This window comes from Acinetobacter sp. AL9 (assembly GCF_041464035.1).
GTDB classification, from domain to species: Bacteria; Pseudomonadota; Gammaproteobacteria; order Pseudomonadales; family Moraxellaceae; genus Acinetobacter; species Acinetobacter towneri.
Genome location: NZ_JAYFSK010000030.1, coordinates 1 through 25,284, shown reverse-complemented (window position 1 = coordinate 25,284; position 25,284 = coordinate 1). Strand labels below are relative to the sequence as shown.

General features: G+C 41.0%; 24 protein-coding genes. 7 read left to right on the top strand and 17 right to left on the bottom strand.

What is annotated here, in order from left to right:
• Positions 1-50: 50 nt before the first annotated feature.
• Both ACEO2X_RS08430 and plsB read right to left on the bottom strand, forming a co-directional pair.
• Positions 51-362: a metalloregulator ArsR/SmtB family transcription factor gene (locus ACEO2X_RS08430; RefSeq protein ID WP_004973501.1), complete on the bottom strand. Its 312-nt coding sequence runs from the start codon at positions 360-362 to the stop codon at positions 51-53.
• 191 nt (positions 363-553) lie between these two features.
• Entirely contained in the window at positions 554-3,058 is a 2,505-nt protein-coding gene (gene plsB / locus ACEO2X_RS08425) for a glycerol-3-phosphate 1-O-acyltransferase PlsB (protein ID WP_371971645.1), read from the bottom strand.
• A 242-nt stretch (positions 3,059-3,300) separates the two neighbouring features.
• Here plsB and cysK point away from each other — a divergent pair, with 242 nt between their 5' ends.
• On the top strand, positions 3,301-4,299 hold the full coding sequence (cysK, locus tag ACEO2X_RS08420; RefSeq protein ID WP_004973505.1) for a cysteine synthase A: 999 nt from the start codon (positions 3,301-3,303) through the stop codon (positions 4,297-4,299).
• Between the two features lie 180 nt (positions 4,300-4,479).
• On the opposite strand, the gene ACEO2X_RS08415 is transcribed toward cysK, so the two are convergent.
• Complete coding sequence (locus tag ACEO2X_RS08415) at positions 4,480-5,088, bottom strand: TetR/AcrR family transcriptional regulator (RefSeq protein ID WP_004973506.1); 609 nt, start codon at positions 5,086-5,088, stop codon at positions 4,480-4,482.
• Positions 5,089-5,526: 438 nt separating this feature from the next.
• On the opposite strand from ACEO2X_RS08415, the gene ACEO2X_RS08410 reads away from it, so the two are divergent.
• Positions 5,527-6,696, top strand: a complete 1,170-nt coding sequence (locus ACEO2X_RS08410) for a thiolase family protein (RefSeq protein ID WP_096901606.1) — start codon at positions 5,527-5,529, stop codon at positions 6,694-6,696.
• A gap of 99 nt (positions 6,697-6,795) precedes the next feature.
• On the opposite strand, the gene pcaD is transcribed toward ACEO2X_RS08410, so the two are convergent.
• The 12 genes from pcaD to ACEO2X_RS08350 form a co-directional block, all read right to left on the bottom strand.
• Entirely contained in the window at positions 6,796-7,575 is a 780-nt protein-coding gene (pcaD, locus tag ACEO2X_RS08405) for a 3-oxoadipate enol-lactonase (protein ID WP_371971640.1), read from the bottom strand.
• 71 nt (positions 7,576-7,646) lie between these two features.
• Positions 7,647-8,852 carry a 3-oxoadipyl-CoA thiolase gene (gene pcaF / locus ACEO2X_RS08400; RefSeq protein ID WP_178866759.1) on the bottom strand — a complete coding sequence of 402 codons (1,206 nt, stop codon included), beginning with the start codon at positions 8,850-8,852 and terminating at the stop codon, positions 7,647-7,649.
• Between the two features lie 138 nt (positions 8,853-8,990).
• On the bottom strand, positions 8,991-9,644 hold the full coding sequence (locus ACEO2X_RS08395) for a 3-oxoacid CoA-transferase subunit B (protein WP_104851987.1): 654 nt from the start codon (positions 9,642-9,644) through the stop codon (positions 8,991-8,993).
• Positions 9,645-9,666: 22 nt separating this feature from the next.
• Complete coding sequence (locus ACEO2X_RS08390) at positions 9,667-10,353, bottom strand: 3-oxoacid CoA-transferase subunit A (protein WP_104851986.1); 687 nt, start codon at positions 10,351-10,353, stop codon at positions 9,667-9,669.
• Positions 10,354-10,380: 27 nt separating this feature from the next.
• Positions 10,381-11,601, bottom strand: a complete 1,221-nt coding sequence (gene benE / locus ACEO2X_RS08385; protein WP_004973520.1) for a benzoate/H(+) symporter BenE — start codon at positions 11,599-11,601, stop codon at positions 10,381-10,383.
• A 59-nt stretch (positions 11,602-11,660) separates the two neighbouring features.
• Positions 11,661-12,446 (bottom strand): benzoate diol dehydrogenase BenD, encoded by a 786-nt coding sequence (benD, locus tag ACEO2X_RS08380; protein WP_004973522.1) that lies wholly within the window; start codon positions 12,444-12,446, stop codon positions 11,661-11,663.
• 38 nt (positions 12,447-12,484) lie between these two features.
• Positions 12,485-13,501, bottom strand: a complete 1,017-nt coding sequence (benC, locus tag ACEO2X_RS08375) for a benzoate 1,2-dioxygenase electron transfer component BenC (protein WP_131261938.1) — start codon at positions 13,499-13,501, stop codon at positions 12,485-12,487.
• Positions 13,502-13,594: 93 nt separating this feature from the next.
• The gene (gene benB / locus ACEO2X_RS08370) at positions 13,595-14,086 is read right to left on the bottom strand and encodes a benzoate 1,2-dioxygenase small subunit (protein WP_131261937.1); all 492 of its coding nucleotides are present in this window, start codon (positions 14,084-14,086) and stop codon (positions 13,595-13,597) included.
• Positions 14,083-15,471, bottom strand: a complete 1,389-nt coding sequence (gene benA, locus ACEO2X_RS08365) for a benzoate 1,2-dioxygenase large subunit (RefSeq protein WP_180005949.1) — start codon at positions 15,469-15,471, stop codon at positions 14,083-14,085. The genes benB and benA overlap by 4 nt, the downstream gene beginning before the upstream one ends.
• A 74-nt stretch (positions 15,472-15,545) precedes the next feature.
• Complete coding sequence (catA, locus tag ACEO2X_RS08360; protein WP_131261935.1) at positions 15,546-16,466, bottom strand: catechol 1,2-dioxygenase; 921 nt, start codon at positions 16,464-16,466, stop codon at positions 15,546-15,548.
• A gap of 146 nt (positions 16,467-16,612) precedes the next feature.
• Positions 16,613-16,903 (bottom strand): muconolactone Delta-isomerase, encoded by a 291-nt coding sequence (gene catC / locus ACEO2X_RS08355; protein ID WP_096901615.1) that lies wholly within the window; start codon positions 16,901-16,903, stop codon positions 16,613-16,615.
• Between the two features lie 13 nt (positions 16,904-16,916).
• On the bottom strand, positions 16,917-18,026 hold the full coding sequence (locus ACEO2X_RS08350; RefSeq protein ID WP_104851981.1) for a muconate/chloromuconate family cycloisomerase: 1,110 nt from the start codon (positions 18,024-18,026) through the stop codon (positions 16,917-16,919).
• 116 nt (positions 18,027-18,142) lie between these two features.
• Between ACEO2X_RS08350 and ACEO2X_RS08345 the strand changes: the two genes are divergently transcribed.
• From ACEO2X_RS08345 to ACEO2X_RS08335, 3 genes are all read left to right on the top strand, one after another.
• Complete coding sequence (locus ACEO2X_RS08345; RefSeq protein ID WP_371971631.1) at positions 18,143-19,057, top strand: LysR substrate-binding domain-containing protein; 915 nt, start codon at positions 18,143-18,145, stop codon at positions 19,055-19,057.
• A gap of 288 nt (positions 19,058-19,345) precedes the next feature.
• Positions 19,346-20,719 (top strand): MFS transporter, encoded by a 1,374-nt coding sequence (locus tag ACEO2X_RS08340; protein ID WP_371971629.1) that lies wholly within the window; start codon positions 19,346-19,348, stop codon positions 20,717-20,719.
• Positions 20,720-20,827: 108 nt separating this feature from the next.
• Positions 20,828-22,150, top strand: a complete 1,323-nt coding sequence (locus ACEO2X_RS08335; protein WP_371971628.1) for a DcaP family trimeric outer membrane transporter — start codon at positions 20,828-20,830, stop codon at positions 22,148-22,150.
• 76 nt (positions 22,151-22,226) lie between these two features.
• Here ACEO2X_RS08335 and ACEO2X_RS08330 read toward each other — a convergent pair whose 3' ends face one another.
• Positions 22,227-23,651: a PLP-dependent aminotransferase family protein gene (locus tag ACEO2X_RS08330; protein WP_371971626.1), complete on the bottom strand. Its 1,425-nt coding sequence runs from the start codon at positions 23,649-23,651 to the stop codon at positions 22,227-22,229.
• Between the two features lie 208 nt (positions 23,652-23,859).
• Between ACEO2X_RS08330 and ACEO2X_RS08325 the strand changes: the two genes are divergently transcribed.
• Both ACEO2X_RS08325 and ACEO2X_RS08320 read left to right on the top strand, forming a co-directional pair.
• On the top strand, positions 23,860-24,009 hold the full coding sequence (locus ACEO2X_RS08325) for a hypothetical protein (protein WP_004973540.1): 150 nt from the start codon (positions 23,860-23,862) through the stop codon (positions 24,007-24,009).
• A 187-nt stretch (positions 24,010-24,196) separates the two neighbouring features.
• Positions 24,197-25,084: a DMT family transporter gene (locus tag ACEO2X_RS08320; RefSeq protein ID WP_167846019.1), complete on the top strand. Its 888-nt coding sequence runs from the start codon at positions 24,197-24,199 to the stop codon at positions 25,082-25,084.
• Between the two features lie 90 nt (positions 25,085-25,174).
• Here the strand turns inward: ACEO2X_RS08320 and ACEO2X_RS08315 are convergent.
• On the bottom strand, positions 25,175-25,284 hold a 110-nt coding region (locus tag ACEO2X_RS08315), incomplete at its 5' end, for a transposase (protein WP_179990606.1).

Below are 25,284 nucleotides of genomic sequence, written 5' to 3'. Positions count from 1 at the left end.
GGAGAGTATTCAAGTTTTATGGTGATGCCTGATAATACAGGCATTATCATTTAGACCTGCGGGCAATAAAGTGCATAGAGGGTATTAAGTACCTGCACCATTTTTTCATCTTTAATTGAATAAAAAATTTGCTTGCCATCACGGCGGGTATTCACCACATCACTTTTACGCAGCATCATTAATTGTTGCGATAAAGTAGGCTGATGAATTTGAGTTATTTCTTCAATTTGCGATACGTTTAATTCTTGTTGAGATAAATGACAAAGAATTAAAAGACGGTCACTATTCGCCAAAGATTTTAAAATTCCAACAACGGTATCCGCAGATTCACGCATTGATGTGATTTCAAGACCATCGTTCATTGTTTTATTCTCTTAATTTACAGCTAACCCAATATATATTAGGCGGGAGTGGAAGATAAATTATATAACATAAATCATTATTTATATATGAGAACAAGTATCATTTAAGAAAAGATATCAGCCAATCATAAATAATGGGCTGATATTCTAATCAAAAAGTTGATAAAAAAGTGGCTGAGTTACAATAAAACCTATTTTTTCACCTGTTCAAAACTTTTTAATTCTTTCTCACTAAATTCACTCGATGCAGCTAATAACTCGTGAATTTCTGGGTTATACCAAGCAAAGTATTCAGACATTTTGGCACTAAAAGTATCATCTAGGCTTATCTGCGCAGCATTGTGTTGCAACAAGGCTTGCTGATCTAAACTGCTGATAAAACTTTTTAAGGTGGCACTATCAAAATAATATGCATACTTAAATTGTGCAGAATCTGCAGCGCGTTGTAATACGGTTTTGGTCATTTTTTCCAAAACTTTCAGATTTAAAGGGATGTGTGCGCTATAACGCTGCAAAAGCCCTTGAATCAATACGAAATTATTTAAACTTGGTTTTGCCAGTTCAGCTAAGGCATAGAGTTCATGCTGTGTAGCTGGGTTCGGCTGTAATTGCAGATTTGCTTCTGTAACCCAATTTTGCTGAATAAAGTACGCCACAATTTTTTCGATTTCTTGAGAAAGTTCTTGCGCCGTCCATGCCAAGAAAAACTCTTGCTTCAAATATGGATAAATCGCCTGCAGTTTTTGCATTAAATCTGCGCATGATAATGCTAAATTTTGTTCATTAAACTGCTGCACAATTAATGCTACACACGCAGGCAAAATAAAGCAGTGCAAAATATTATTGCTAAAATAGCTCAATAAGATTTTTTGGCTTTCTGCGACTCGAATCTGTTCTACACCATCTTGGTTATAACGCTCAACTTGTTTAAGTTTTAGCGCATATTCAATAATTTCTTGTGGATTTAAACCCGTAATAATCATACGTGGGTCGTAGCACAATTGTTTGAGCAAACGTCGATATTGTTCAATTCGGGTGAGCAGCTCATCTTGTTTCAATGCATGCTGATCGGCATTTAATAAAATCAGAGAGATGAGGGCGATTGGGTTAATCACCACCGCTTTATTGATATTTTCCAAGATTGCATGCGCAGTATGATCTACCGTGTGAATCACAGAGGTCGGTAGTTCATCATTTATGTTCAGTTTTACATCGCGTGCTTGGTTGGCAGTTAAAACATCATCTAAAAATACAGGTTCGCCAAAGTTGACATAGACCTGACCAAAGACTTTTTCAATTTTACGGGCAGAGTTTAAAATACCCCATAAAGATTCGGCTTCTTTCGGTTTGCCGTTTAATTCATTTAAATAAGATGTGCCTTCAATCAGTTTTTCATAACCAAAATACGTTGGAATAAATGCAATTGGTTTGGTTGCTCCGCGTAAATGGCTTTGAATGGTCATCGACAACATGCCTTTTTTCGGCGGTAACAATAAACCTGTACGTGAGCGTCCACCTTCAATGAAGTATTCGAGTGGGGTGTTGCGTGACAATAAACTGTGTAAATATTTTTTAAATACCGAGGTGTATAATTCATTGCCGCTGAAAGTACGGCGAATAAAATACGCACCTGCACCACGCATTAATTGACCCACAATTGGTAAATTTAAATTAATACCTGCTGCAATATGCGGCACCATCAAGCCACGATTAAAAATCACATAAGACAGCAACAAATAGTCGATGTGGCTACGATGACAAGGGGTATAGACGATTTCATAGTCTTTGGCGAGTTCGCGTACCGTGTCAAAGTGATGCACTTCAATGCCATCATAGAGCTGTGTCCAAAGCTTGGTCAGTGCCAGTTCAGCAAAACGCAAAGTCGAATAAGAAAAGTCCGATACAATTTCAGTTAAATAGCTTTTAGCACGGTTTTCTGCTTCAAACATACTGACTTTTTGTTCGATACTTTCTTTACGAATAGCTTGTTGTACTGCTTCACTTTTCATCAACGCATGAATCAAATTACGGCGGTCAGATAAGTCTGGGCCTAAAATCGCTTCTTTGTGTTGATTAAAATTGTGTTCCAGATGTTGCTCAATAAAGTGCGCAGGCGATAAGTGTGGTTGTTGTTGTGTGGCTTGTTCAATAAGCTGACGTAAGGAAATTGCTTTATGAAACTCGATGTAGTTATCACGTGAATAGAGCGAAATATTAATGGTTTGTTTAAGCTTGTTTGGCGTAGACCATGCATCGGCAAATAATGCTTTAAACCAAGAGTCTTCGTATTCGGGTGAACGTCCCCAAAGTACAGTTACGGGAACTAACAACACATCATGTTCAGGATGTTGCTCTAAGGTTTCAATGAGTCGAATCAATTTAGCAGAGTAGTGATAAGCACTGTGCTGTGGGTTTTTCTCACGCAAGACCAAAATGGAATCGTCTTCCTGATGCTCGGCAATGTTTAAAGGCGCATACACAGAAGGTAAACCACGAGATTGCGTCTGCTGATCAATCAATACGGTATTGCTGAGAGAGGCATCTTGCAGCACATAACAAAATTGTGTTTTTTCAGAGCTTTGTGCAACACGATGTTCTAATTCTGCAGTCGTGCCTAATACTTGTGGCGTCACAATCTTATCTAAGATTTTTTTAGTGAAATTACGATAAAGCTGACTGTAACGTTTATTAGACATTGCATTCCCTACATTTTGTTATGTGTTGCTATTGTCAAAAAATAAATAGCGAATTTCAAACCCAAGTGCCGAGAAAATCGACAATTAAACTGAGGCCGTCATCTCTTTATTCTAATTCGCATTTTGTTGAAAGCTAATCATATTTTTGTATAAAACAATTTTCGTGAAACATCGGCAAAAATTTTATAAAAAGGTATGATAATTTAAATTTTGTTTATATAGATATAACTTAGGGAATAATCATGACCACAGATGCAGCTTTTTCAACACCAGCAAATTTAGGGATTGCCGTATATAGCAATAATGCAGAAGCGATTGGTAACACGCCATTGGTACGCATTAACCGTTTAATTTCTGGCGATGCAACGGTTTTAGCCAAAGTGGAAAGCCGTAACCCTGCATTTTCTGTGAAATGCCGTATTGGTGCTGCTTTAATTGCCGATGCTGAAAAACGTGGCGTGTTAAAAGCAGGTATGCATATTGTAGAACCGACCAGTGGTAATACAGGAATCGCTTTGGCATTTGTAGCTGCAGCAAAAGGTTATGAGATTACACTAACGATGCCTGCAAGCATGAGTATTGAGCGCCGTAAGGTGTTGAAAGCGTTGGGTGCAAATTTGGTGCTGACTGAACCTGCAAAAGGCATGAAAGGTGCGGTGGATGAAGCAGAGCGTTTGGCAACCGAACATCCTGAAACTTATTATTTGCCGCAGCAGTTTAATAACCCTGCCAATCCGCAAATTCATGAAGAAACCACAGGCCCAGAAATTTGGGCAGCAACAGGCGGCAAGGTCGATATTCTTGTTGCAGGTGTAGGTACAGGCGGTACGATTTCTGGTATTTCGCGTTATTTCAAAAAGGTAAAAGGTCAGGCATTGCATACTGTTGCAGTCGAGCCTGCTGAATCTCCAATTATCGCTCAGGCCAAGCGTGGTGAAGCCATTACGCCTGCACCACATAAAATTCAGGGGATTGGCGCTAACTTTATTCCAAAAAACCTAGATTTAGATTTGGTGGATGAAGTGATTGCGATTGAAAGTGCTGAAGCAATTGACTGGGCGCGTAAAACAGCAACCCAAGAAGGTATTTTAGTCGGTATTTCAAGTGGTGCAGCAATGGCTGCTGCTGCAAAATTGGCGGCACGTCCTGAAAATGCAGGTAAAAATATTGTGGTGATTTTACCTGACAGTGGTGAGCGTTATTTATCTTCAGTATTATTTGAAGATATTAGTGCAGAATGATGTGTCTTTAGACAGTCAAAAGAATTTGAAAAATCCCAAAGTTTGAACTTTGGGATTTTTTATTTAGAGAATAAATTTATGAGGTGAGTTAATACGTTCTGAAAAGCAAATTTCTTTCTACTTAGACGCTAATATTTAGCGGGATCAGCAATGAATCCAACGAAGCTAACTATGTAAAAATCAAACAATCGCAGATACTTTATCTGGCGTCATCAGTGCTTGATTAATATATAGCTTGATTAAGCGTTCACGTGACCCAATAGCTTTTTGATAATGGGTAGAATTGAGTAATAACGACGCACCATAAGTTACTGTCCAAATATAAGACAGATAATCACGGATCGACATCGCGCTGTTAAAGGACTCTAAATAGGCTTGGGTGATGTCCTTAATTTCTAAAATACGCTGCTCACGAATATCGTATAACTGTTCAAACAATTCATTTAGTTTACGTTCATTATTGGTTAAGCGTTCTTCAATCGAGTGCAGCAAAATCGTACGGTTGGAATTAAGCATGTTATACAGCATGTACTGCGAAACATAAGTTTGAAAGTTGTGGTGATACTGTTTGGAAATATCCAATAAACGCTGTTCATTTAAAATAATTAACTCTAAATAGAGCTGATTTTTACTTTTGAAATATTTATAAATTGTGCCTTTGGCAATATCTAACTCTGCAGCCAACTCACTTAATGTAATATCATTATGATTTTCCAGTAATAAAACCTCAGCCATTGCCAAAATTTTCTCTTTACGACGTCGGAAATTTTCTTGGCGTAGAGTCGTCATCAATCAATATTCCAATTACAACCAATTAAGCATGTTGGAGTCTAGTGCAGTTTGAGCAACTTGAAAATAGCACCAAGGTCTTGAAAAGGTAAGTTTTAACGTATGTTCATCAGTGAACCAATGAATTTAAAAAATATCATGTGAAAAATAGCACAATCCATAAGCCAAATCGGTTGTCAATAAAACTGAACCAAACAGGTCATTTTAGTGAAATAAAATTGGATTTCTAAAACTTTTATTCTATTTTTCATAAGCAAGGCCTAAAAGTCTAAGATCAATCAAGCATAGCAATTCAGCACTTTGCGAGATTGCAATGCTCATCTTTAGATTTACATTTAACGTGAATTACTTGCTAACTCACAGGGATGTTATTTGTAATTTTAAAAAGCACGGCTTTTACGGTAATCACTTTAAAAAGACGGTAATAAGGGACTAAAAATGATTGTAATTGTAGATGCTGTACGTACCGCAATGGGCGGCTTTCAAGGTTCACTGGCAAGTTGTACAGCACCCGATTTAGGCGCGGTTGCAATTCAACACGCAGTTGCACGTGCAGGTTTAAGTGGGACTGACATTGATGAAGTAATTTTTGGTTGTGTATTGCCTGCAGGTTTGAAGCAAGGCCCTGCACGTCAGGCGATGCGTCAAGCGGGTTTACCCGATAGTACAGGTGCAACCACCATCAATAAAATTTGTGGCTCTGGCATGAAAGCTGTTATGCAGGCAGCCGATGCTATTCAGGCAGGTTCAGCGCAGATTGTGGTCGCTGGCGGTATGGAATCTATGTCGAATGCGCCGTATTTGCTAGATAAAGCACGTGCAGGTTTCCGTATGGGACACGGCAAAGTCACAGACCACATGTTTCAGGAAGGTTTAGAAGATGCTGAAACAGGCTTGTCGATGGGCGTGCTGGCGCAAGACATGGCAGACAAGAAAAACTATACCCGTGAGCAGCAGGATGAATACGCAATTCGCTCTTTAAACCGTGCGGTAGAAGCCATTCAAAACGGTTATTTTAAAAATGAAATCGTGCCTGTCACTGTTCATTCACGTAAAGGTGATGTGATTGTCGATCAGGATGAACAACCGTTAAATGCCAAAGTCGATAAAATTAGCAGTTTGCGTCCCGCATTTAAAAAAGATGGCACGATTACAGCCGCCAATGCCAGCTCTATTTCAGATGGCGCATCTGCTCTGGTGATTACATCAGATGTGGTTGCGGCAGAGCGTGGCTTAAAACCGCTTGCAAAAGTTGTGGCATACGCGACACATTCACAACATCCTTCTGAGTTTACTCTTGCTCCTGTAGGGGCGATTCAAAAAGTGCTAGATAAAGCAGGGTGGTCGGTTGCCGATGTAGATTTGTGGGAAATTAATGAAGCCTTTGCCATGGTAACCATGCTTGCGATAGATGCTTTTGATTTAGACCCTGCCAAAGTGAATATTCAGGGTGGTGCATGTGCTTTGGGGCATCCTCTAGGTTCTTCAGGTTCACGTATTATTGTGACGCTCATTCATGCATTGCAACGTATAGGCGCGAAAAAAGGCGTGGCATCTTTATGTATTGGCGGTGGTGAAGCCACAGCGATTGCGGTGGAGTTAGTTTAAGTCCAGCTCGTCTAACTGCAGATTCATCTATAAAAAATAGAGTTCTCGAAAGAACTCTATTTTTTTAACTTTTAACTTATTAACAATAACAATGAAGTTTTATGCTTGAATAAACTGCTTCACTGCTTGGTTAAATTCATTTGGCAATTCTACGTTAGAAATGTGCGATGCATTGATTTCAAACAATTGGCTATTGGCAATACGTTCAACCATAAATTGACAATCGACAACTGTTGTCACAGGGTCTTGCTGACCTGCAACCACTAAAACAGGCACAGTGATGTCTTTAAGTTGTTCACGTACATCCGCTTTAGCCAAAGCTTCGCAACAGCTCGCATAACCTTCGGCGCTGCCAGCTGCCAAGTCGTTTTGAAGATTGTTGACCACTGTCGCGTTGCTTTGGATAAAGGGTTCAGTAAACCAGCGTGATGCTGCAGTCGAAGCAATCGGTTGTAAACCTTGTTCGCGTACCAATGCGGCACGGTCATTCCAAGCCTGTTCTTGACCAATTTTTGCCGCAGTATTACACACCACCACCTGATTAAAACGTTCAGGGCGATGAATCGCTAACCATTGACCTGTTAAACCGCCCATAGAAATACCACAGAATGCCGCTTTTTCAACATTTAAGTGATCGAGTAGATTTACAACATCTTGACCCAATTGATCAATGCTATATGGACCTTGCGGAGCTGATGATGCACCGTGACCACGTGTGTCGTAGCAAATTACAAAAAAGTCTTGCTGGAAAAAATCAATCTGTGCTTGCCACATTTTGAAGTTTGTACCCAGCGAGTTTGAAAAAATCAGTGCAGGTTTTGTAGCCTCACCAAAAGTTTGGTAATTGATTTGCGCATCATTTGAGGTAAAAGTTGGCATTTTTTTTTAAATCCTTAATCTTATAAATCCCCCTAAATCCCCCTTTATGAAAGGGGGACTTTTAATGAGGATTAAACACGTTCAATAATCAAAGCAATACCTTGACCAACACCAATACACATTGAACATAAACCGTATTTACCGCCAGTTTGTTCAAGTTGGTTCAGTGCTGTAGTGACTAAACGCGCACCAGATGCACCAAGTGGGTGACCTAAAGCAATTGCACCACCGTTTGGATTGACTTTCTCTGAACCTTCTTCAATGCCTAAGTCACGAGTACATGCTAATGCTTGTGCAGCAAAGGCTTCGTTCAGTTCAATCACGTCCATTTGTTCAATGGTCAAACCTGTTTGTGCCAACAATTTTTTGATTGCAGGCGCAGGACCAAAGCCCATAATACGTGGTTCAACACCAACAACAGTTGAAGCAATGATTTTGGCACGTGGTTTTAAGCCGTGTTGTGCAACCGCTTCTTCAGAAGCAATCAGTAGGGCAGCCGCACCATCGTTAATACCTGACGCGTTACCTGCAGTCACAGTACCGTCTGCTTTTACCACTGGCTTTAATTTTGCCAATGCTTCTGCTGTGGTTGATGCACGTGGATGTTCGTCTGCAGCAACAACGACAGGCTCGCCTTTACGTTGTGGAATTTCCACTGCAATAATTTCTTTGTCAAAGAAACCGCGTGCTTGTGCAGCAGCAGTACGTTGTTGGCTGGTTAGAGCAAACAAGTCTTGATCGGCACGGTTAATATTGAACTGTTCCGCTACATTTTCAGCAGTTTGCGGCATAGTTTCTACGCCGTACATTTCTTTGAGTTTCGGGTTAATGAAACGCCAGCCCATTGTGGTGTCTTCAATTTTTTGACTACGACCATAAGCAGATTCTGATTTACCCATCACAAATGGAGCGCGGCTCATTGATTCAACACCACCTGCAATAATCAGGTTTGCTTCACCTGCTTTAATTGCACGTGCGGCCATTGCAATTGCGTCTAGCGATGAACCACATAAACGGTTTACAGTGGTTGCTGGCACTTGGTACGGTAAACCTGCTAAAAGTGCAGACATACGACCCACGTTACGGTTGTCTTCACCTGCTTGGTTGGCACAGCCGTAAATCACGTCATCAACTTGTTCCCAGTTTACAGATGGATTGCGTTGCATAAGTGCTTTGATCGGTAATGCGCCTAAGTCATCAGCACGGACTGGAGCTAAACCACCTGCATAACGACCAAATGGGGTACGGATGGCATCGACGATATATGCGTTTTTCATATTTTATTTTCCAAATATCTTAATCTCTCCCAACCTCCCTTTAAAAAAGGGAGGAGATTCCCACCTAAAATTACTTGATGGAAGTCCCCCTTTGAAAAAGGGGGATTTAGGGGGATTAAAAATTATATTTAAAGACGATTAAGCCTGAGTCGCATCAATCAGCTTTGCACCAGTCAATGACTGTAATTCTTCAAAGCTCAAGCCTTCAACTTTTTCAAGAACTTTCATGCCTTCAGGAGTTACGTCAATCACACATAAGTCAGTGTAAATGCGGTCTACACATTTCAAGCCAGTTGCTGGGTAAGTCAATTCAGCCACGATTTTTGGTTCACCTTTTTTGGTGACGTGATCGGTTGTGATAAAGACTTTTTTCGCACCAACGGCTAAGTCCATTGCGCCACCAACAGCAGGAATCGCATCTGGCGCACCTGTGTGCCAGTTTGCCAAGTCGCCATTTTCAGCCACTTGGAATGCACCCAATACTGCGATGTCTAAGTGACCGCCACGCATCATGGCAAAAGAGTCACCATGATGGAAGAATGAGCCGCCTGTTAGCATGGTCACGAATTCTTTACCTGCGTTGATTAACTCAGGGTCTTCTTCACCTGCAGGAGGTGGTGGACCGAAAGCCAATAAACCGTTTTCAGAGTGTAAGAATACGTCTTTGTCTGAAGGCAGGTAGTTTGAAATTTTAGTTGGTAAGCCAATGCCGAGGTTGACATAAGCACCGTCTGGAATGTCTTGTGCCACACGTTCAGCGATTTGATCACGTGTTAATTTGGTATAGCTCATGATGTTCTCCTTCACGTGACAGTTATGCAGATTGTTCAGGTTGTTTTGCGCCAACGGCAACAACGTGCTGAACGAAAATACCCGGAGTGATGATGTGTTCAGGATCTAACGCGCCTAACTCAACCACTTCAGAAACCTGTGCAATTGTCACATCGGCAGCCATCGCCATGATTGGGCCAAAGTTACGTGCAGATTTACGGTACACCAAGTTACCCCAACGGTCGCCTTGCTGTGCTTTAATTAAAGCAAAGTCTGCGCGGATTGGGTTTTCTAGTACGTAGTCTTTACCTTCATAATTTAAGGTTGGTTTGCCTTCTGCAAGTAAAGTACCAAAACCTGTAGGGGTATAGATTGGACCTAGACCCATACCTGCAGCCTGAATACGGCATGCCAAGTTACCTTGCGGCACCAGTTCAAGCTCGATTTTGCCTGCGCGGTAAAGTTCATCAAATACCCAAGAGTCAGACTGACGTGGGAATGAACAGATAATTTTACGTACCGCGCCAGCTTTTAGCAGTTTCGCTAAACCGTAGTCACCATTACCTGCGTTGTTGTTTACAATAATTAAATCTTTGATGCCAAGTTCAATCAAACCATCAATGAGTTCCGCTGGTTGACCTGCGGTACCAAAACCACCAATCATGATGGTTGAACCATCTTTAATTTGCGAAAGGACTTCTGTTAAAGAAGTTTGACTTTTATCAATCATAATGTGTCCTAGACAATTGCCTGTCCATTAACTTTTGGAACTTTGAGTTGAAGGTAGGGGTGCTGCTGAGTTGTCGCGTTTGGTTAATACCCAATGTGCGATCAAACCAATACAGATGCCCCAAAATACAGAACTTAGCCCTAAAAACTGCATGCCAGAGGCAGTTGCTAAAAAGGTGATGAGGGCTGCATCACGCTGTGATTCTTTACTCATTGCAACTGAAATATTGGTGGCAATTGCACCCAAAAGTGCAAGTCCAGCCAAAGCTGCAATCAGTTCTTTGGGCAATAGGCTAAATAGCATGACGATGCTACCCGCAAATAACCCACCTAAAATATAGAAAATACCGTTTGCAACACCTGCAATATATCGCTTTTCTTTCAGTTCGTGCGCATCTTTACCTAAGCATAATGCTGCAGTAATAGAGGCAAGTACAATGGTAATTCCTCCCACACACGCAACGGCAAGAGAAGCGATACTGGTCGCACTAATAATAGGCTTAGCAGGCATGTCATAACCGCTAATTTTAATAATTGCCATACCCGGTAAAAACTGCCCAGACAAGCTGACTAAAATTAAAGGTAATGCCAAGTTTAAGGTTGAATTCCACGTCCATTCAGGTGCAATAAACTGTGGAATTGCCAAACTAAAATTGGTGGTGACAGGGTTAATTTTACCGAGCATTAAGCTGAGTATAATGCCTGCAGCAAGCACCCAAATCATGGCATAACGTGGACTAAAACGCTTTGCCAATAAAAATACCGCTAGCATCCCAAATACAATGTATGGCAGGGTATCGGTTGCAGTAAATAAGCCTAAGCCAAATTGAACCAAAATACCTGCCATCATGCCTGCTGCGACTTCTTGCGGAATCCAAGACAGGAGTTTGTCAAAATAACCTGTGATTCCAATCAAAAAAATCACCACAGCAGAGGTGATGTAGGCTGCAACTGCTTCATTCAGGGTAATATCGGGAAACAGTGTGACAAGCAATGCGGTACCAGGTGCAGACCAAGCGGTGACCACAGGCACTTTGTATTTAATGGACAAAAAGATACCTGCGACAGCAGCACCAATAGAAATTCCCCAAATCCATGAAATCATCATGTCTGGGGAAACTTGGGCTTGCTGTGCCGCTTGGAAAAAGATGATCAATGGCCCTGAATAGGAGATCAGCACTGCTAAGAATCCTGCAACAGTGGCTGAAATTGACCAGTCATTTTTTAAAGTTTGGAACAGGTGACTCATTGACGATTTGCCTCCTTGCGTCAAGCAATGATCCTGTTGAAGTTGGTCATGATCTTGGCTTAGCCCTGATCACCACCACCTACAGGTACAACGGTACCTGTCATGTACGATGACTCATCAGAAGCAAGGAACAGAATCGCATTCACTTGTTCCTGAATGGTGCCATAGCGACCCAAGAAGGTACGATCAATGGTTTGATCGACCACTTGTTGCATCCACTCTTTTTCAGATTCTGAAAGTGGGTTGGCATTACGTGGCACTTTACGTGGTGGCGCTTCTGTACCGCCAGTTGCAATAGCATTCACACGAATACCATCTTTGGCATGTTCAAAGGCGAGGGAAGCGGTTAAACCGTTTACACCACCTTTAGACGCCGAATATGGCACGCGGTTAATACCACGTGTTGCAATTGAAGATACGTTTACAATGGTACCTTTCTGGTTTTTCACCATTTCAGGCAATACTGCGCGGCAGCACCACATAGTAGGGAACAATGAACGATTCACTTCTTTGATAATTTCTTCTTCAGAAAATTCTTCAAAAGGTTTCATCCAAATTGCACCGCCTACGTTGTTGATGAGCACATCAACACGACCATAGGTTTCAAGTGCTTTAGCAACCACAGATTCTGCACCTGCAAAAGTTTCAAGGTTGGCTTTTACGGTTACTGCATCGCCACCGTGTTCTTCAATTTCGGCCAACACTTCTTCTACATAGGGAGAAAGGTCTGCCATAACCACTTGGGCACCTTCACTTGCCACTTGTAAAGCCACACCGCGACCAATGCCTTGAGCGGCACCAGTCACGATTACAACTTTGTTTTCAAATCTTTTTGTGCGATTCATTGTATTCTCCGACTATGTTTCTAGACTGTATAACAAACTTAGTTGGCAGAGAATTTTTCAAATAGGAAGCTTGCAGGTTTAACACCTTCTGCATCTAACCAGCCACGTACCGCTTCTACCATTGGCACTGGACCACATAGGTAGATGTCTACATCACCACCGTTGAGCCATTCGTTTTCGATATGGCCAGTCACGTAACCTTTACGCTCATGTGCAGATTCTGGATTTGCCACTACAGTGCGATACTCGAACCAAGAGAATTTTTCTTGTAGTTCGTTTAATTTTTCAATTGCGACTAAGTCAAAGTCATTGGTCACACCAAAGACTAAACGTACAGGGTGCTCAGAACCTTTTTCTTCAAGCACTTGCAGCATAGACATAAATGGCGCAATACCTGTACCACCCGCTAACATCACCACAGGGCGTGCTACATTACGTAGGTAGAAGCTACCAAATGGACCAGTAAAGGTCATTTTGTCGCCAGCTTTAGCGTTTTGGCTTAAGAATTCGCTCATTTTTCCGTTTGGTACGTTACGTACCACAAAGCCAGTTAAGCGGTTACCAGGCTTAGAGCTGAAAGAATACGAACGAGTTTCTGTTGTACCAGGAATACCCACATTCACATATTGACCTGCAAGGAAGTGAATGTCTGGTTGACCTTCATCTAACTGAATATCAAAGGTAATAGTCGAGTCAGATAAGTTTTCAACACGTGCCAATGTACCTTCAAATGCATGAATTTCAGTTTTACATACATCAGAAGTGGCTTGAATTTGGAATACTGCGTCTGAAGTTGGTTTACATTGGCATGCAAGAATATAGCCTTGTTCAGCTTCTTCTGGTGTCAATGCATCTTCAATATAAGTTTCTTCAGGCATGTCATACGAACCTGATTCACAAAACGCACGGCACGTTCCACATGCACCGTCACGGCAGTCCAAAGGAATATTGATCTTTTGACGGTAAGCTGCGTCTGACAGTGTTTCACCATCTGTAACAGAAATAAAACGTGTAACGCCATCTTCAAATTGAAGTGCAATATTGTGGTTTGACATGGCTGAATATCCTATAGAAATCTTTAAAACTTGACCTTTCAGCCAAAATTCCATCTGGCTGAAAGGTTTACCTAGCTGTAAATCAATACAGTCTTAGAGGTGATAAATGTCGATTACTTGGTTGATGTAATCGTTTTTCAGCACCACGTACTTGCTTAAAATTTGTGGTTTGTCGCCAGAAAAGTCGATTTCGTAGCGTGACATACCAAAGTAGCTGTAGTTGGTTTTGTAACGGAAACTCAAGGTGTTCCAGTTAAAACGTACAGTCACTTTATCGCCATCACGTTCAACAATTTCAATGTTGTTGATGTTGTGGCTCGTACGTGTGTCTGGCATGGTTGCAGACGAACGTTCAGTTTTGATACGGAACACACGGTCTTCCAAACCTTGACGGTCTGGGTAGTAAATCAAAGAGATTTCAGACTGTGGATCTGTAGTTAATTGGTCATCGTCATCCCAAGCTGGCATCCAGAAAGAAGCAGTAGGAGCGTAGCACTGTAACCACTCATCCCATTGCTCATCATCTAAAAAGCGAGCTTCTTGATAAAGGAACTGCGCAACTTTTTCTAAAGTGATGTCGCTCATGCGTTTTCTCCTTCAGTAGATGCCGCAATTTCTTTTTCAGTTGCGATGCCTTGTTTGATGAGTTCTAACCAGTGTTGGTGCTGAGCAAGGTATAAACCTTCGTCTTCAGTTTTAATACCAGACAGTTTTGGTTTTAAACCAATTTCGTTGGCTGCATCGTCTGGACCTTGGATCCAATGCTTAGAGCCACGGCACATATCGTTCCACTCAAGTGCGATACCTGCGTAACCTGCTTGACATGCACGGAATTCTTCAAGATCGTCTGGGGTTGCCATACCTGATGCGTTAAAGAAATCTTCGTATTGACGGATACGGCGTGCGCGTGCTTCTGGCTCTTCACCTACAGGTGCGATACAGTAAATTGTCACTTCAGTCTTATCTACAGACAGCGGACGTAACACACGAATTTGTGAACCGAACTGATCCATGAAGTACACGTTTGGATAGATACACAAGTTACGTGAACGTTCGATCATCCATTTCGCCATCGCTTCACCGTATTGCTCGGTGTATTCATCTTTCTTGGCAAAGTTAGGACGGTCTTCTGGGTTTGCCCATTGTGTCCAAAGTAGCATGTGACCATTTTCAAAGCCGTAAGAACCACCGCCTTGTTTGCCCCATGAACCTGCGCTCATAGCACGAATGTTGTCACCAGCTTCTTTTTCTTTACGTTGCTGAGTTGTTGCAGCGTAGTTCCAGTGTACTGCTGACACGTGGTAACCATCGGCACCGTTTTCAGCAGTTAACTTCCAGTTACCTTCATAGGTGTAAGTTGAAGAACCACGTAAAACTTCAAGACCTTGTTGAGATTGACCCACAATCATGTCAATGATTTTAGTTGCTTCACCTAGGTATTCTTCTAAAGAAGGAACATCTGGGTTTAAGCTACCAAACAAGAAGCCTTTATAGCTTTCAAAACGGGCAACTTTTTTCAAGTCGTGTGAACCGTCTTTGTTGAAGCAATCTGAATAACCCGCATCGGCAGGGTCTTTCACTTTTAACAACTTACCAGAGTTGTTGAAAGTCCAACCGTGGAATGGGCAAGTATAAGTTGCTTTGTTACCACGCTTGTAACGACATAACTGTGCACCACGGTGTGAACATGCATTGATCATGGCATTTAATTCACCATTGCGGTTACGTGCAATGATGATTGGCTGACGGCCAATGTAAGTGGTGTAGTAGTCATTGTTGTTTGGAATTTGGCTTTCGTGTGCCAAATAAACCCAGTTGCCTTCAAAAATGTATTTCATTTCTAGGTCAAACAGGGCTTGGTCTGTGAATACTGAACGGTGTAGTTTAAATTCACCAGATTCAAAATCATCAACCAATAGCTCATCAATGCGGTCTAAGTGGCTGGTGTTAATTACAGGAATACGAGGCATGTCCTTTCTCCGACTTTCCAAGGAGGGGAAGTCATCGGGATGAATCTAATGATTGCATCCCGATTCCATTCAAATTATGCGCTTGCGCGGCGACGTTCAACTTCAGTAGAAGGAGCGCCTTCTTTATCTTTCTGAAGAACAACGTTGAATTGGATGTATTTGAAAGGACCTTTCAAACCACGACGTGCGATTTCAGCTTCATCAGTTACGTCTACAGCTTCAGCAACTAGACCTTCACGAGTACCGAATGCGAAGTCGTCCCAAAGGTATTTATCACCTTCGATGTTGAACTGAGTCGTAAGCTTACGGTAGCCAGGTGCAGAGATGAAGTAGTGCACGTGTGCTGGACGTTGACCGTGACGAGAGATTTGGTTCAATACACCTTGAAGTGGACCTTCAGGGTTTAAGCCATAACCTACAGGCATAGTTGTTTGAGCAACATATTGACCTTTTTCATCAGCTAAGATTGAGCGACGTAGGTTGAAGTGGCTTTGTGACTTATCAAAGAATGAATAGTTACCGTGGCTGTTTGCATGCCATACTTCAACTTTAGCACCAGGAATGATGTTGCCGTCAGTGTCAGTTACTGTGCCGTCAATGATTAGAGTCGGGATTTTGCCTTCTTCAGAACCATCGTCCATACGAGCAAAACCAGTAGATTCAGGCGCACCAGCAACATACAATGGACCTTCAATTGTACGTGGCGTACCACCAGTCAAGCCTGCTTTCGCGTCAGCTTCGTCAGCACGTAAGTCTAGGAAGTGCTCAAGACCTACTGCAGAACCCATTAATGCAAATTCATCAGCTTTTGCGATGTCAATAATAGTTTCGATGCCTTTCCAAACTTCCGATTGGCTTAAGTCTAAGTCTTCAATCGCTTGGAATAAGTCTGTAACTAAACGAACAAGTACTTGTTGTACACGTGCATTTACTGGACCTTCAGAAGTGTCCACGTTACAAGCTTTAACTACATTTTCAATGGTTTGACGATCCATTTTCATTCTCCTTGGAGGTGTGCTTCGGTGGCGAATATCTCTGGACTAAAACGAGATAATTGGCTGCCACTTTCCTTGTTTACTTGGTTTGCTAAATGTTTACTTTGGTGCTGGAGTAAGGTGCTTACTCCAGTTTCCGAGTTGAATCAGGTGTCATCTTCACGAATTGATGAAGGGTGACGGTTCAATGCCATTACTTCAATATTCATGTAAGGGTAGAGCGGAAGACCTTGCAGAATGTTGTGAAGTTCTTCATTGCTCTCAACATCAAAAATACTGATGTTTGAATACTGGCCAGTAATACGCCAAATATGACGCCATTTACCTTGACGCTGTAATTCCTGCGAATATGCTTTTTCAACGGCTTTAATTTCGTTAGCAGTTTCTGCTGGCATATCCAATGGAATGTTTACATCCATACGTACGTGGAAAAGCATGGGTTTCTCCTAATTACTGACGACGCAAGTTGTCAATTTTGTCTTCATCCAACTCAATACCTAAACCTGCACCTGTTGGAAGGTGTAATTCAAAGTCTTGGTACTGAAGTGGAGTTTTTAAAATTTCTTCGGTCAGCAATAACGGACCAAATAATTCTGTGCCATAAGCTAAATTCTGGAAGGTCGAGAACACATGCGCAGATGCAATCGTGCCGACAGGGCCTTCAAGCATTGTGCCGCCATATAGGTCGATGCCTGCCAACTGTGCAATTGTTGCAACTTCACAACCTTCGATTAGACCAGCAGACTGTGCAACTTTTACTGCAAATACAGATGCCGCATTGCGTTTCGCCAATTGATAAGCACTTTGTGGGCCCATCAATGATTCATCTGCCATGATGGCAATATCAAATTTGCGAGTTAAACGCTCCATGGCATCAATGTTGTCAATTGCACATGGCTGTTCAATCAGGTCTACACCACCATCTTGTAGAAGTTGAATACCTTTAATGGCTTCAAGTTCTGACCAAGCACGGTTAACGTCTACACGAATAGAAACGTCTTTACCTAAAGCTTGTTTAATGGCTAATACGTGTTCAACATCTTGCTCTACAGGGCGTGAACCGATTTTGAGTTTGAAAGTGTTATGGCGTTTTGCCGCAATCATTTTTTGCGCTTCAGCAATGTCTTTTTCTGTATCGCCAGATGCAAGCACCCATAACACAGGAACAGAGTTGCGTAGACGACCACCTAAAATTTCACTTAAAGGTTGGTTTAAGCGTTGAGCTTGAATATCTAATAAAGCAGTTTGAATGGCACATTTCGCAAAACGGTTACCATTGATATTCTTTTTAATGACCTGTAAAGTTTGCGCAACGTTCAAGCCAGCTAAAGTTTTTAGCAATGGTGCGAAATATGTTTCAATATTGGTTTTCACACTTTCTGGGCTTTCTTCACCATAGCCCAAGCCACCAATTGTGGTCGCTTCGCCCCAGCCAACAAAACCATCTTCAGTGGTGATTTTGACTAATACCAGGGTTTGGGTTTGCATGGTTGCAACCGCCATCTTATGTGGACGGATGGTTGGTATTTCCACCAGCAAAGTTTCTACTGACTTATACATGGTTTGCCCTTCATATCATTGCTTTATTACAGTTATGTGATATACCTTAAAAGAATAAATTGCATTGGTCGAAGATCAAATTTGCATTTTTTTATACTTAAAAGGTATTTTGAGCTATGGAACTCAGACATTTACGTTATTTTGTTGCTGTTGTAGAAGAGCAAAGTTTCACCAAGGCAGCAGAAAAACTCTTTATTGCTCAACCACCTTTGAGCAGACAGATCCAAAATTTAGAACAAGAACTTGGAATTCAACTATTTGAGCGCGGTAGCAGACCGCTTAAGACCACGGAAGCAGGCCAATTTTTTTACCAGCATGCTGTTAAACTTTTGTCTAATGCTGAAGAAATTAAGTCGATGACTAAACGGGTAGGTATTGCTGATCGTACCGTGACTATTGGCTTTGTTGGTTCTTTATTGTTCGGATTATTATCAAGAATTGTGTATTTGTTTAAGCAGCAGCATTCGCATTTAAAAATAGAAATGGTGGAAATGACCACCAATGACCAGATTCAAGCCTTAAAAGAAGGACGTATAGATGTCGGATTTGGTCGTTTGCGTATTTCCAATCCTGCAATTAAACGTATTTTACTACGTGAAGAACGCTTGATGGTTGCAGTACATTCGAGCCACCCATTTGCGGCACAAAAAGAAGGTGTATATTTGGCGGATGTTGTTGATCAACAACTATTTTTATATCCAAATCACAACAAGCCAAACTTCTCTACCCAAATTCGTGGCGTGTTTTCTGAGTATGGTTTAGAACCTCGCAAAATTCGTGAAGTGCGTGAATTACAATTGGCGTTGGGTTTTGTTGCTGCAGGTGAGGGCTTGTGTATCGTGCCAGAAAGCGCACAAAATATTCATTTGGCACATTTGCACTTTATACCTTTATTAGATGACTCGGCTGTAAGTCCTGTGTTTATGGCAATTCGTAATATGGATGAAAGTGAAGACATTCGATCTTTGTTTGACTGCATTTATCAAGTTTATGATTTGGAAGCAGTTACTTATGATCGCAATGTATTCTAGTAAAGCCATATAAAACAAATATTTATAACTATATTTTTTATATAAAAGCACAGATATTTTTAACAAAATACTGTTATGTGAATTGCCTGAAAAAACTTTTTTAAGCATCACATTACAGTATTTTTTTCGCCTTGTTATTTTTATCTATTTAAAATCAATATCTTACAAAACTATAGACTTTTTAGGTATGTATCCATGCCTATTCAGTTTTGGACAAATTTTAACTTATTATTCATTGTGTGCATCTGAGTTGGAGTAACGGACTTCACAATTAGGAGGTGAAGCAAGATGCAAAGCAATAAAATTAATATTAATACCTTGATTGACGAGGCCAAGTTCACGCCATTCCATTGGGGCGTATTGTTTTGGTGTTTGATGATCATTATTTTTGACGGTTACGACTTGGTCATTTATGGGGTTGCATTACCACTACTGATGCAAGAGTGGGCGCTCAGTGCGGTACAAGCAGGTTTACTGGCCAGTACGGCATTGTTTGGCATGATGTTTGGTGCCATGACCTTCGGTACCTTATCGGACAAGTTAGGTCGTAAAAAGACCATCATGATCTGTGTGGCTATTTTCAGTGGCTTTACATTCTTAGGTGCGTTTGCAAGTAATCCAGTTGAATTTGGTATTTTACGTTTCCTTGCTGGGCTTGGTATTGGCGGTGTAATGCCAAACGTTGTGGCCCTTATGACAGAATATGCGCCAAAGCGTATTCGTAGTACTTTGGTTGCGCTGATGTTTAGTGGTTATGCCATTGGCGGTATGACTTCAGCATTGTTGGGTGCATGGTTAGTGCCAGAGTTTGGTTGGAAAATCATGTTTTACATCGCAATTATTCCATTGGTGGCTTTACCATTAATTTGGAAATTCTTGCCTGAGTCACTCATGTATTTGACCAACAAGAAAGAAATTGAGCAAACCCGTAGTATTGTGCAAAAAATTTCACCAAGCCAACAATTAAATGGTGACACTGAGTTTGTACTGAATGAAGTGACTAAAGGCGATGAAGCACCTGTAAAAGCATTGTTCCAGCAAGGCCGTATGTTCAGTACGTTCATGTTCTGGATCGCATTCTTCATGTGCTTGTTAATGGTTTATGCTTTGGGCAGCTGGTTACCAAAATTAATGATCCAAGCGGGTTATTCATTGGGTGCAAGTATGATCTTCCTATTCGCACTGAATATTGGTGGCATGATTGGCGCAATTGGTGGTGGTGCATTGGCTGACCGCTTCCATATCAAAAAAGTACTCACCATTATGTTTATCTGTGGTGCAGCAGCATTAATTCTGCTTGGCTTTAACAGTCCACAAATTGTGTTGTACACCTTAATTGCAGTTGCTGGGGCAGCAACCATTGGTTCACAAATCTTACTTTATACTTTCGTCGCACAATATTACCCATCTACTGTACGTTCTACAGGTATGGGCTGGGCATCAGGTATTGGTCGTATCGGCGCGATCGTTGGACCTGTCTTAACTGGCGCATTATTGACAATGAATTTACCGCACCAAATGAACTTCTTTGCTATTGCGATTCCAGGTGTAATTGCTGCTTTAGCGATCTTCATGGTGAATTTAAAAGCTTCAGTAGATGCCAAAGCCCTTGCAGAGCCTGCGGTAGAAAGCAATCCAATTGCACAAAAAGCAACCCAATAATTTCTATACCTTTCAATTAATCTTTCGTCATCAATGATATAGATCGCCATCGTAAGCGATGGTGATCTGTTGCTAGAATTTGATGGCACAATAACAAGCGAGTTTAGGATGAACGCGAAAACATTAACCCAATCTTTTAATTTTCAATCTACAACGGTTCGACCAACAATGCAGCGCACGCTCATGATGAGCATGATTGCATTGAGTATGGGCGGTATGAGTGTTGCAGCTCAGGCGCAGACCCAACAGCAAACGGAAATTGAGCAACTTAGACAGGAAGTTCAAGCTTTACGTGGTCTGATAGAACAGCAAAAAGTACAAAATACGCAAACAGCAAATGCAATTGCCAATGTACAACGCAGTTCAGCAAGCCCAAGTCCGATTCTGAAAACAGCCAAAGGTGCTGAGTTTAACTTATATGGTAATGTGCGTTTAGATGCGTCTTATCAGGTTGAAGGTGGTGCTAAAGATATGCCGTATAACCAAATTAACGGCGTACCACTTGAAGGCGATAAGGAACAAAGTGATCGTTTAAGATCAACACTTTCTGCAACCCGTTTAGGTTTAGATTTTAAAAGCCCAGTGGGAGATCAAGACGTAAAAGGTAAAATCGAAGTTGACTTCTTAGGTGGAGCAAATCTTGATAATTTACGTATTCGTCATGCTTATTTGAACTACGGCAATTGGTTGATTGGTCAAACTTGGTCAAACTTTGCCATTCCTGACTATATGCCAGAAACCATTGATGCATTGGCATTTGTAGGTGGTGCGGTAAAACGTACACCTCAGGTTCGTCATACTACAAAATTTAGTCCACAAACCAATTTGGTGGTAGCAGCTGAAGACCCTAAAGATGCCACAATCAGCCAGCGTTTACCTGCATTAACAGCACGTTTAAATCATCAATTTGCAGATAATTTAAATGTCAGTGTTCGTGCTATGGGACATGAAAAACGTATTAATTCTGAAGAAGAAATGGCATGGGGCGTGGGTGTAGGTGCAAAATATGAAGTTGTCCCTGGTACAACCCTTAAAGCAGATTATTACCATGTTAAAGGTGATAGCAGCTTTGTGTCATTTACAAACAGAGGCGTAGTTGCTCAAGCAAATGATGATCTTATTCAAAGTGAATTTGATTCAATTATGGTGGGTATTACCCAAAAATTTACGGATCAAATTCACGGTACACTCGGCTATGGTTATATGAGTTTTGATAAAGACCCTAACTATATAGCTGCAACATCAGACAAAACAACCATTAACAAAGAGTTATGGCAAGGCTGGGCAAATATTTTCTATAGCCCGCGTAAACCATTAAGCTTTGGCTTGGAATATGTCTACGGTGAGCGTGAAGCATTTGGTGAAGCTGCAAACGGCAGTAAAACAGGTGAAGACAACCGAATTAATGCGGTTGCCATTTATAACTTCTAAAATTGTACTGTAAACCACAAAAGAGCTGAGCCAAAAACTCAGCTCTTTTTTTATTGTCGGGTGATCGGCTTGGCAATTAGGCATGAGTATATTGCGTGATGTGCTGTTGTATCACCTCAGACAAAACATCCAATGCAGCAGCAATATCACTGTTCCAAGCAAAAGAGCAGTTTAAACGAATAAAGTTCTGGCTGACCTGTTCAGAACGGAATAACTGACTTGGCGCAATGCCAATCTTGTTTTGAATCAATAGCTGATAAATCGTATAGCCATCTATATATGCAGGCAGTTCAATCCATAAAAAGTAACCACTAGAATAGTAGTGAATTTTACAAGCTGGGTTTAAGCGCTGTTTCAATTGCTGATAAAACACTTTTTTATGTTTTTCCAATTGTTTGCGTAATTGACGCAAATGTTTTTCATAATGATGATGCGAAAGAAAATCCACCAAAGTATTTTGCAGTAAGGGACTTGCAGAAACCGTGCTCATGAGTTGCAAATGCTGAATAGCATTGGAAAATTGACCTGCATAAACCCAACCGACCCGCACAGCAGAACCCAAAGTTTTAGAAAAAGAAGCGCAATGCAGTACCCGTTGTTGTCGGTCAAAATACTTCATGGGCAGTGGTTTTTGCGTACCGTAATACAATTCTTGATAGACATCATCTTCAATTAAATACACTTGATATTCTTCAAGCAAACTCGCAATACGTTGCTTAATTTCATCTCTGACACTAAAGCCAATAGGGTTATGAATATTCAACATCAACCAGCAGACTTTAATCGGGTATTGTTTTAAGGCTTGTTCAAATGAGTCTAAATCGAAACCTGAAACAGGGTGTTCTGGAATGGTAATCACCTGTAAACCAAGACGTTCAGCCGCTTGCCATGCACCATAAAAAATAGTTTCTTGTAATAGAATAAAATCTCCAGGTTTGGTCAAAGCTTGTAATGACAAATTGAGCGCATCTAATGCGCCAGATGTAATGACAATGTCATTTGCATGGGTGGGTATGCCTTGTAAACAGTAGCGATTTGCAATTATGGTTCTTAATTCATAATTGCCCGGTGGCATGTGGTCGTGGCTAAAATAACTGCTTTTTCGCTTGGCGTGCTGCGCTAAAATTTGCATTAACTTTGGGTTAAACAGTAATTCTGCATTGGGAAAGGCAGAGCCTAAAGGACTGACATCTGCAGACTGAATTGATTTTAAATAGCCAAAGACCAAAGAGTTCATTTGAATATGTGCATTTAAACTCAAACTGCTTGGTACAGGTCGTTCAGTTTGATTGAGACGTTCTGCGACATAAAACCCCGACTTTTGTTTAGCGTAAACCAATCCCTGAGCTTCAAGTTCTTGATAAGCGTTTAGCACGGTCATTAAGCTATAACCACTGATTTGTGATTGTTCTCTTAACGAAGGTAACTTGCTATGTGCTTTCCATGCACCATTTTCAATGAGTTGCCGAATGTTCAACGCCAATTGTTCAGATTTATACATGGTATGACTCAAGCATTTTTTGCAGCTGTTACTTATTTTGATCTATTTTTAGGTTTAAAACATTAAATAATTTCTTTTTTTATAACAGATTGGCATGTATCTAAAATCAACTGTTATAGTTTTTAATGAATATTTTGTATCTACAGCAATGCTTTAGAATTTTACATAATCTGTATATCCCCATAATCTGGCTAGAATTGGAGTCGATATGCAAGAAGATAACTCACGCAAACCACAGAAATATGCCGATAGCAGTATTTCAGACAAAGCATTTAAGCACATGATTATTTGGTTTACCGTGTATGTAGCTTTATTTTGTATCGGCGTGGCTGTTGTGGTGAATTTAGATAAGTTCTAAACAGTTTTTGAATAACAGCACACCTATAATCGCTTCAAGATATGAAAAACATTCATTTGAATTTTAATGAATGTTTTTTTTGTTTATAAAAGAGATCGTAAGCGCATAACTCAAAAGCAATAAAGATCGCAAAAATAACGGAATAGGCGTAAATTATAACTTTATCAGTAAAGCATTTGTGGTTGCAATGATTTCGAGTTGGGTGCTCTTTACCTTAATGGCTGCATTTATGCAGGCATGGCGCAATGCCTTTCAAAAACAACTCAGCACAAGTGTAGATGTTTATGGCGTGACTTTGGCACGTTTTATTTTTGCCTTGCCTTTTGCACTGGCGTATTTAAGCATTTTACAATGGCAGCAGCCTGTACAAGCAAAACTGCATTTTAGTTCGATGTTTTGGCTGTATATCATTATTGCAGCAGTGTGTCAGATTTTAGCCACAGCTTTAATGGTAAAACTGTTTCAACAGAAAAATTATGCGGTGGGTGTCGGACTTGCCAAAAGTGAAGCAGTTTTAGCCGCAATTGTAGGCGTGATTTTCCTACAAGAACATTTAAGCGCATTGGCTTGGTTAGGTGTTGCGATAGGCGGTATTGCGGTATTTCTACTGAGTAAAGGCAATCAACGTAGTGATTTTTCATTCACAACTTTAGCCATTGGAATCGGTAGTGGACTCAGCTTTGCGGTGACTTCTTTATTGGTGCGTGAAGCCAGTCTAGAGCTGGATTTCTTACCGTTTATTCACCGTGCTGCATGGGTTTTGGTGTGGGTCATTGGCTTACAATGTTTTATCTTATTGGCTTTTTTAGGTATATTTAAACGACATACCTTATATGCCATGTGGCAGCGGGTTGGATTAACTTTTAAAGTGAGCGTCTGCAGTTTTTTAGCATCACTGGGCTGGTTTAGTGCCATGAGTATGCAAACTGTGGCGATTGTGAAAACACTCGGACAAATTGAAATATTATTCAGCTTACTTATTTCAGCGTATTTCTTTAAAGAAAAACTTGCCCGTACCGATCATTGGGGATTGGGATTGGTCGTGCTTGCGGCAATGTTGGTTATTTGGGCGTAGCATCATATTTCAAAGCTAAGTAATTTCAAATTCATGTCATATCCGTTGCACTTCATTTGAGCATCTCAGAAATTTGACATCCTCCCCGACCTAAAGGACGGAGATTCCTACTGCTAGACGCTCATGCCCGAGCGCAAGAATATTCAGTGCGGAATTTACATCCCGATCATGGAGCGTACCGCACTCCACACACTGCCATT

What these genes read in the sequence shown, in the direction of transcription:
- ACEO2X_RS08410 (WP_096901606.1), top strand. Translation starts at nt 5,527, where the DNA reads ATGATTGTAATTGTAGATGCTGTACGTACCGCAATGGGCGGCTTTCAA.
- ACEO2X_RS08320 (WP_167846019.1), top strand. Translation starts at nt 24,197, where the DNA reads ATGATTTCGAGTTGGGTGCTCTTTACCTTAATGGCTGCATTTATGCAG.
- ACEO2X_RS08330 (WP_371971626.1), bottom strand. Translation starts at nt 23,651, where the DNA reads ATGTATAAATCTGAACAATTGGCGTTGAACATTCGGCAACTCATTGAA.
- ACEO2X_RS08430 (WP_004973501.1), bottom strand. Translation starts at nt 362, where the DNA reads ATGAACGATGGTCTTGAAATCACATCAATGCGTGAATCTGCGGATACC.
- ACEO2X_RS08415 (WP_004973506.1), bottom strand. Translation starts at nt 5,088, where the DNA reads ATGACGACTCTACGCCAAGAAAATTTCCGACGTCGTAAAGAGAAAATT.
- benD (WP_004973522.1), bottom strand. Translation starts at nt 12,446, where the DNA reads ATGAATCGCACAAAAAGATTTGAAAACAAAGTTGTAATCGTGACTGGT.
- benE (WP_004973520.1), bottom strand. Translation starts at nt 11,601, where the DNA reads ATGAGTCACCTGTTCCAAACTTTAAAAAATGACTGGTCAATTTCAGCC.
- ACEO2X_RS08335 (WP_371971628.1), top strand. Translation starts at nt 20,828, where the DNA reads ATGAACGCGAAAACATTAACCCAATCTTTTAATTTTCAATCTACAACG.
- ACEO2X_RS08395 (WP_104851987.1), bottom strand. Translation starts at nt 9,644, where the DNA reads ATGAGCTATACCAAATTAACACGTGATCAAATCGCTGAACGTGTGGCA.
- ACEO2X_RS08325 (WP_004973540.1), top strand. Translation starts at nt 23,860, where the DNA reads ATGCAAGAAGATAACTCACGCAAACCACAGAAATATGCCGATAGCAGT.
- cysK (WP_004973505.1), top strand. Translation starts at nt 3,301, where the DNA reads ATGACCACAGATGCAGCTTTTTCAACACCAGCAAATTTAGGGATTGCC.
- pcaD (WP_371971640.1), bottom strand. Translation starts at nt 7,575, where the DNA reads ATGCCAACTTTTACCTCAAATGATGCGCAAATCAATTACCAAACTTTT.
- ACEO2X_RS08340 (WP_371971629.1), top strand. Translation starts at nt 19,346, where the DNA reads ATGCAAAGCAATAAAATTAATATTAATACCTTGATTGACGAGGCCAAG.
- plsB (WP_371971645.1), bottom strand. Translation starts at nt 3,058, where the DNA reads ATGTCTAATAAACGTTACAGTCAGCTTTATCGTAATTTCACTAAAAAA.
- benC (WP_131261938.1), bottom strand. Translation starts at nt 13,501, where the DNA reads ATGTCAAACCACAATATTGCACTTCAATTTGAAGATGGCGTTACACGT.
- ACEO2X_RS08350 (WP_104851981.1), bottom strand. Translation starts at nt 18,026, where the DNA reads ATGTATAAGTCAGTAGAAACTTTGCTGGTGGAAATACCAACCATCCGT.
- catA (WP_131261935.1), bottom strand. Translation starts at nt 16,466, where the DNA reads ATGGATCGTCAAACCATTGAAAATGTAGTTAAAGCTTGTAACGTGGAC.
- benA (WP_180005949.1), bottom strand. Translation starts at nt 15,471, where the DNA reads ATGCCTCGTATTCCTGTAATTAACACCAGCCACTTAGACCGCATTGAT.
- pcaF (WP_178866759.1), bottom strand. Translation starts at nt 8,852, where the DNA reads ATGAAAAACGCATATATCGTCGATGCCATCCGTACCCCATTTGGTCGT.
- ACEO2X_RS08345 (WP_371971631.1), top strand. Translation starts at nt 18,143, where the DNA reads ATGGAACTCAGACATTTACGTTATTTTGTTGCTGTTGTAGAAGAGCAA.
- ACEO2X_RS08390 (WP_104851986.1), bottom strand. Translation starts at nt 10,353, where the DNA reads ATGATTGATAAAAGTCAAACTTCTTTAACAGAAGTCCTTTCGCAAATT.
- benB (WP_131261937.1), bottom strand. Translation starts at nt 14,086, where the DNA reads ATGAGCGACATCACTTTAGAAAAAGTTGCGCAGTTCCTTTATCAAGAA.
- catC (WP_096901615.1), bottom strand. Translation starts at nt 16,903, where the DNA reads ATGCTTTTCCACGTACGTATGGATGTAAACATTCCATTGGATATGCCA.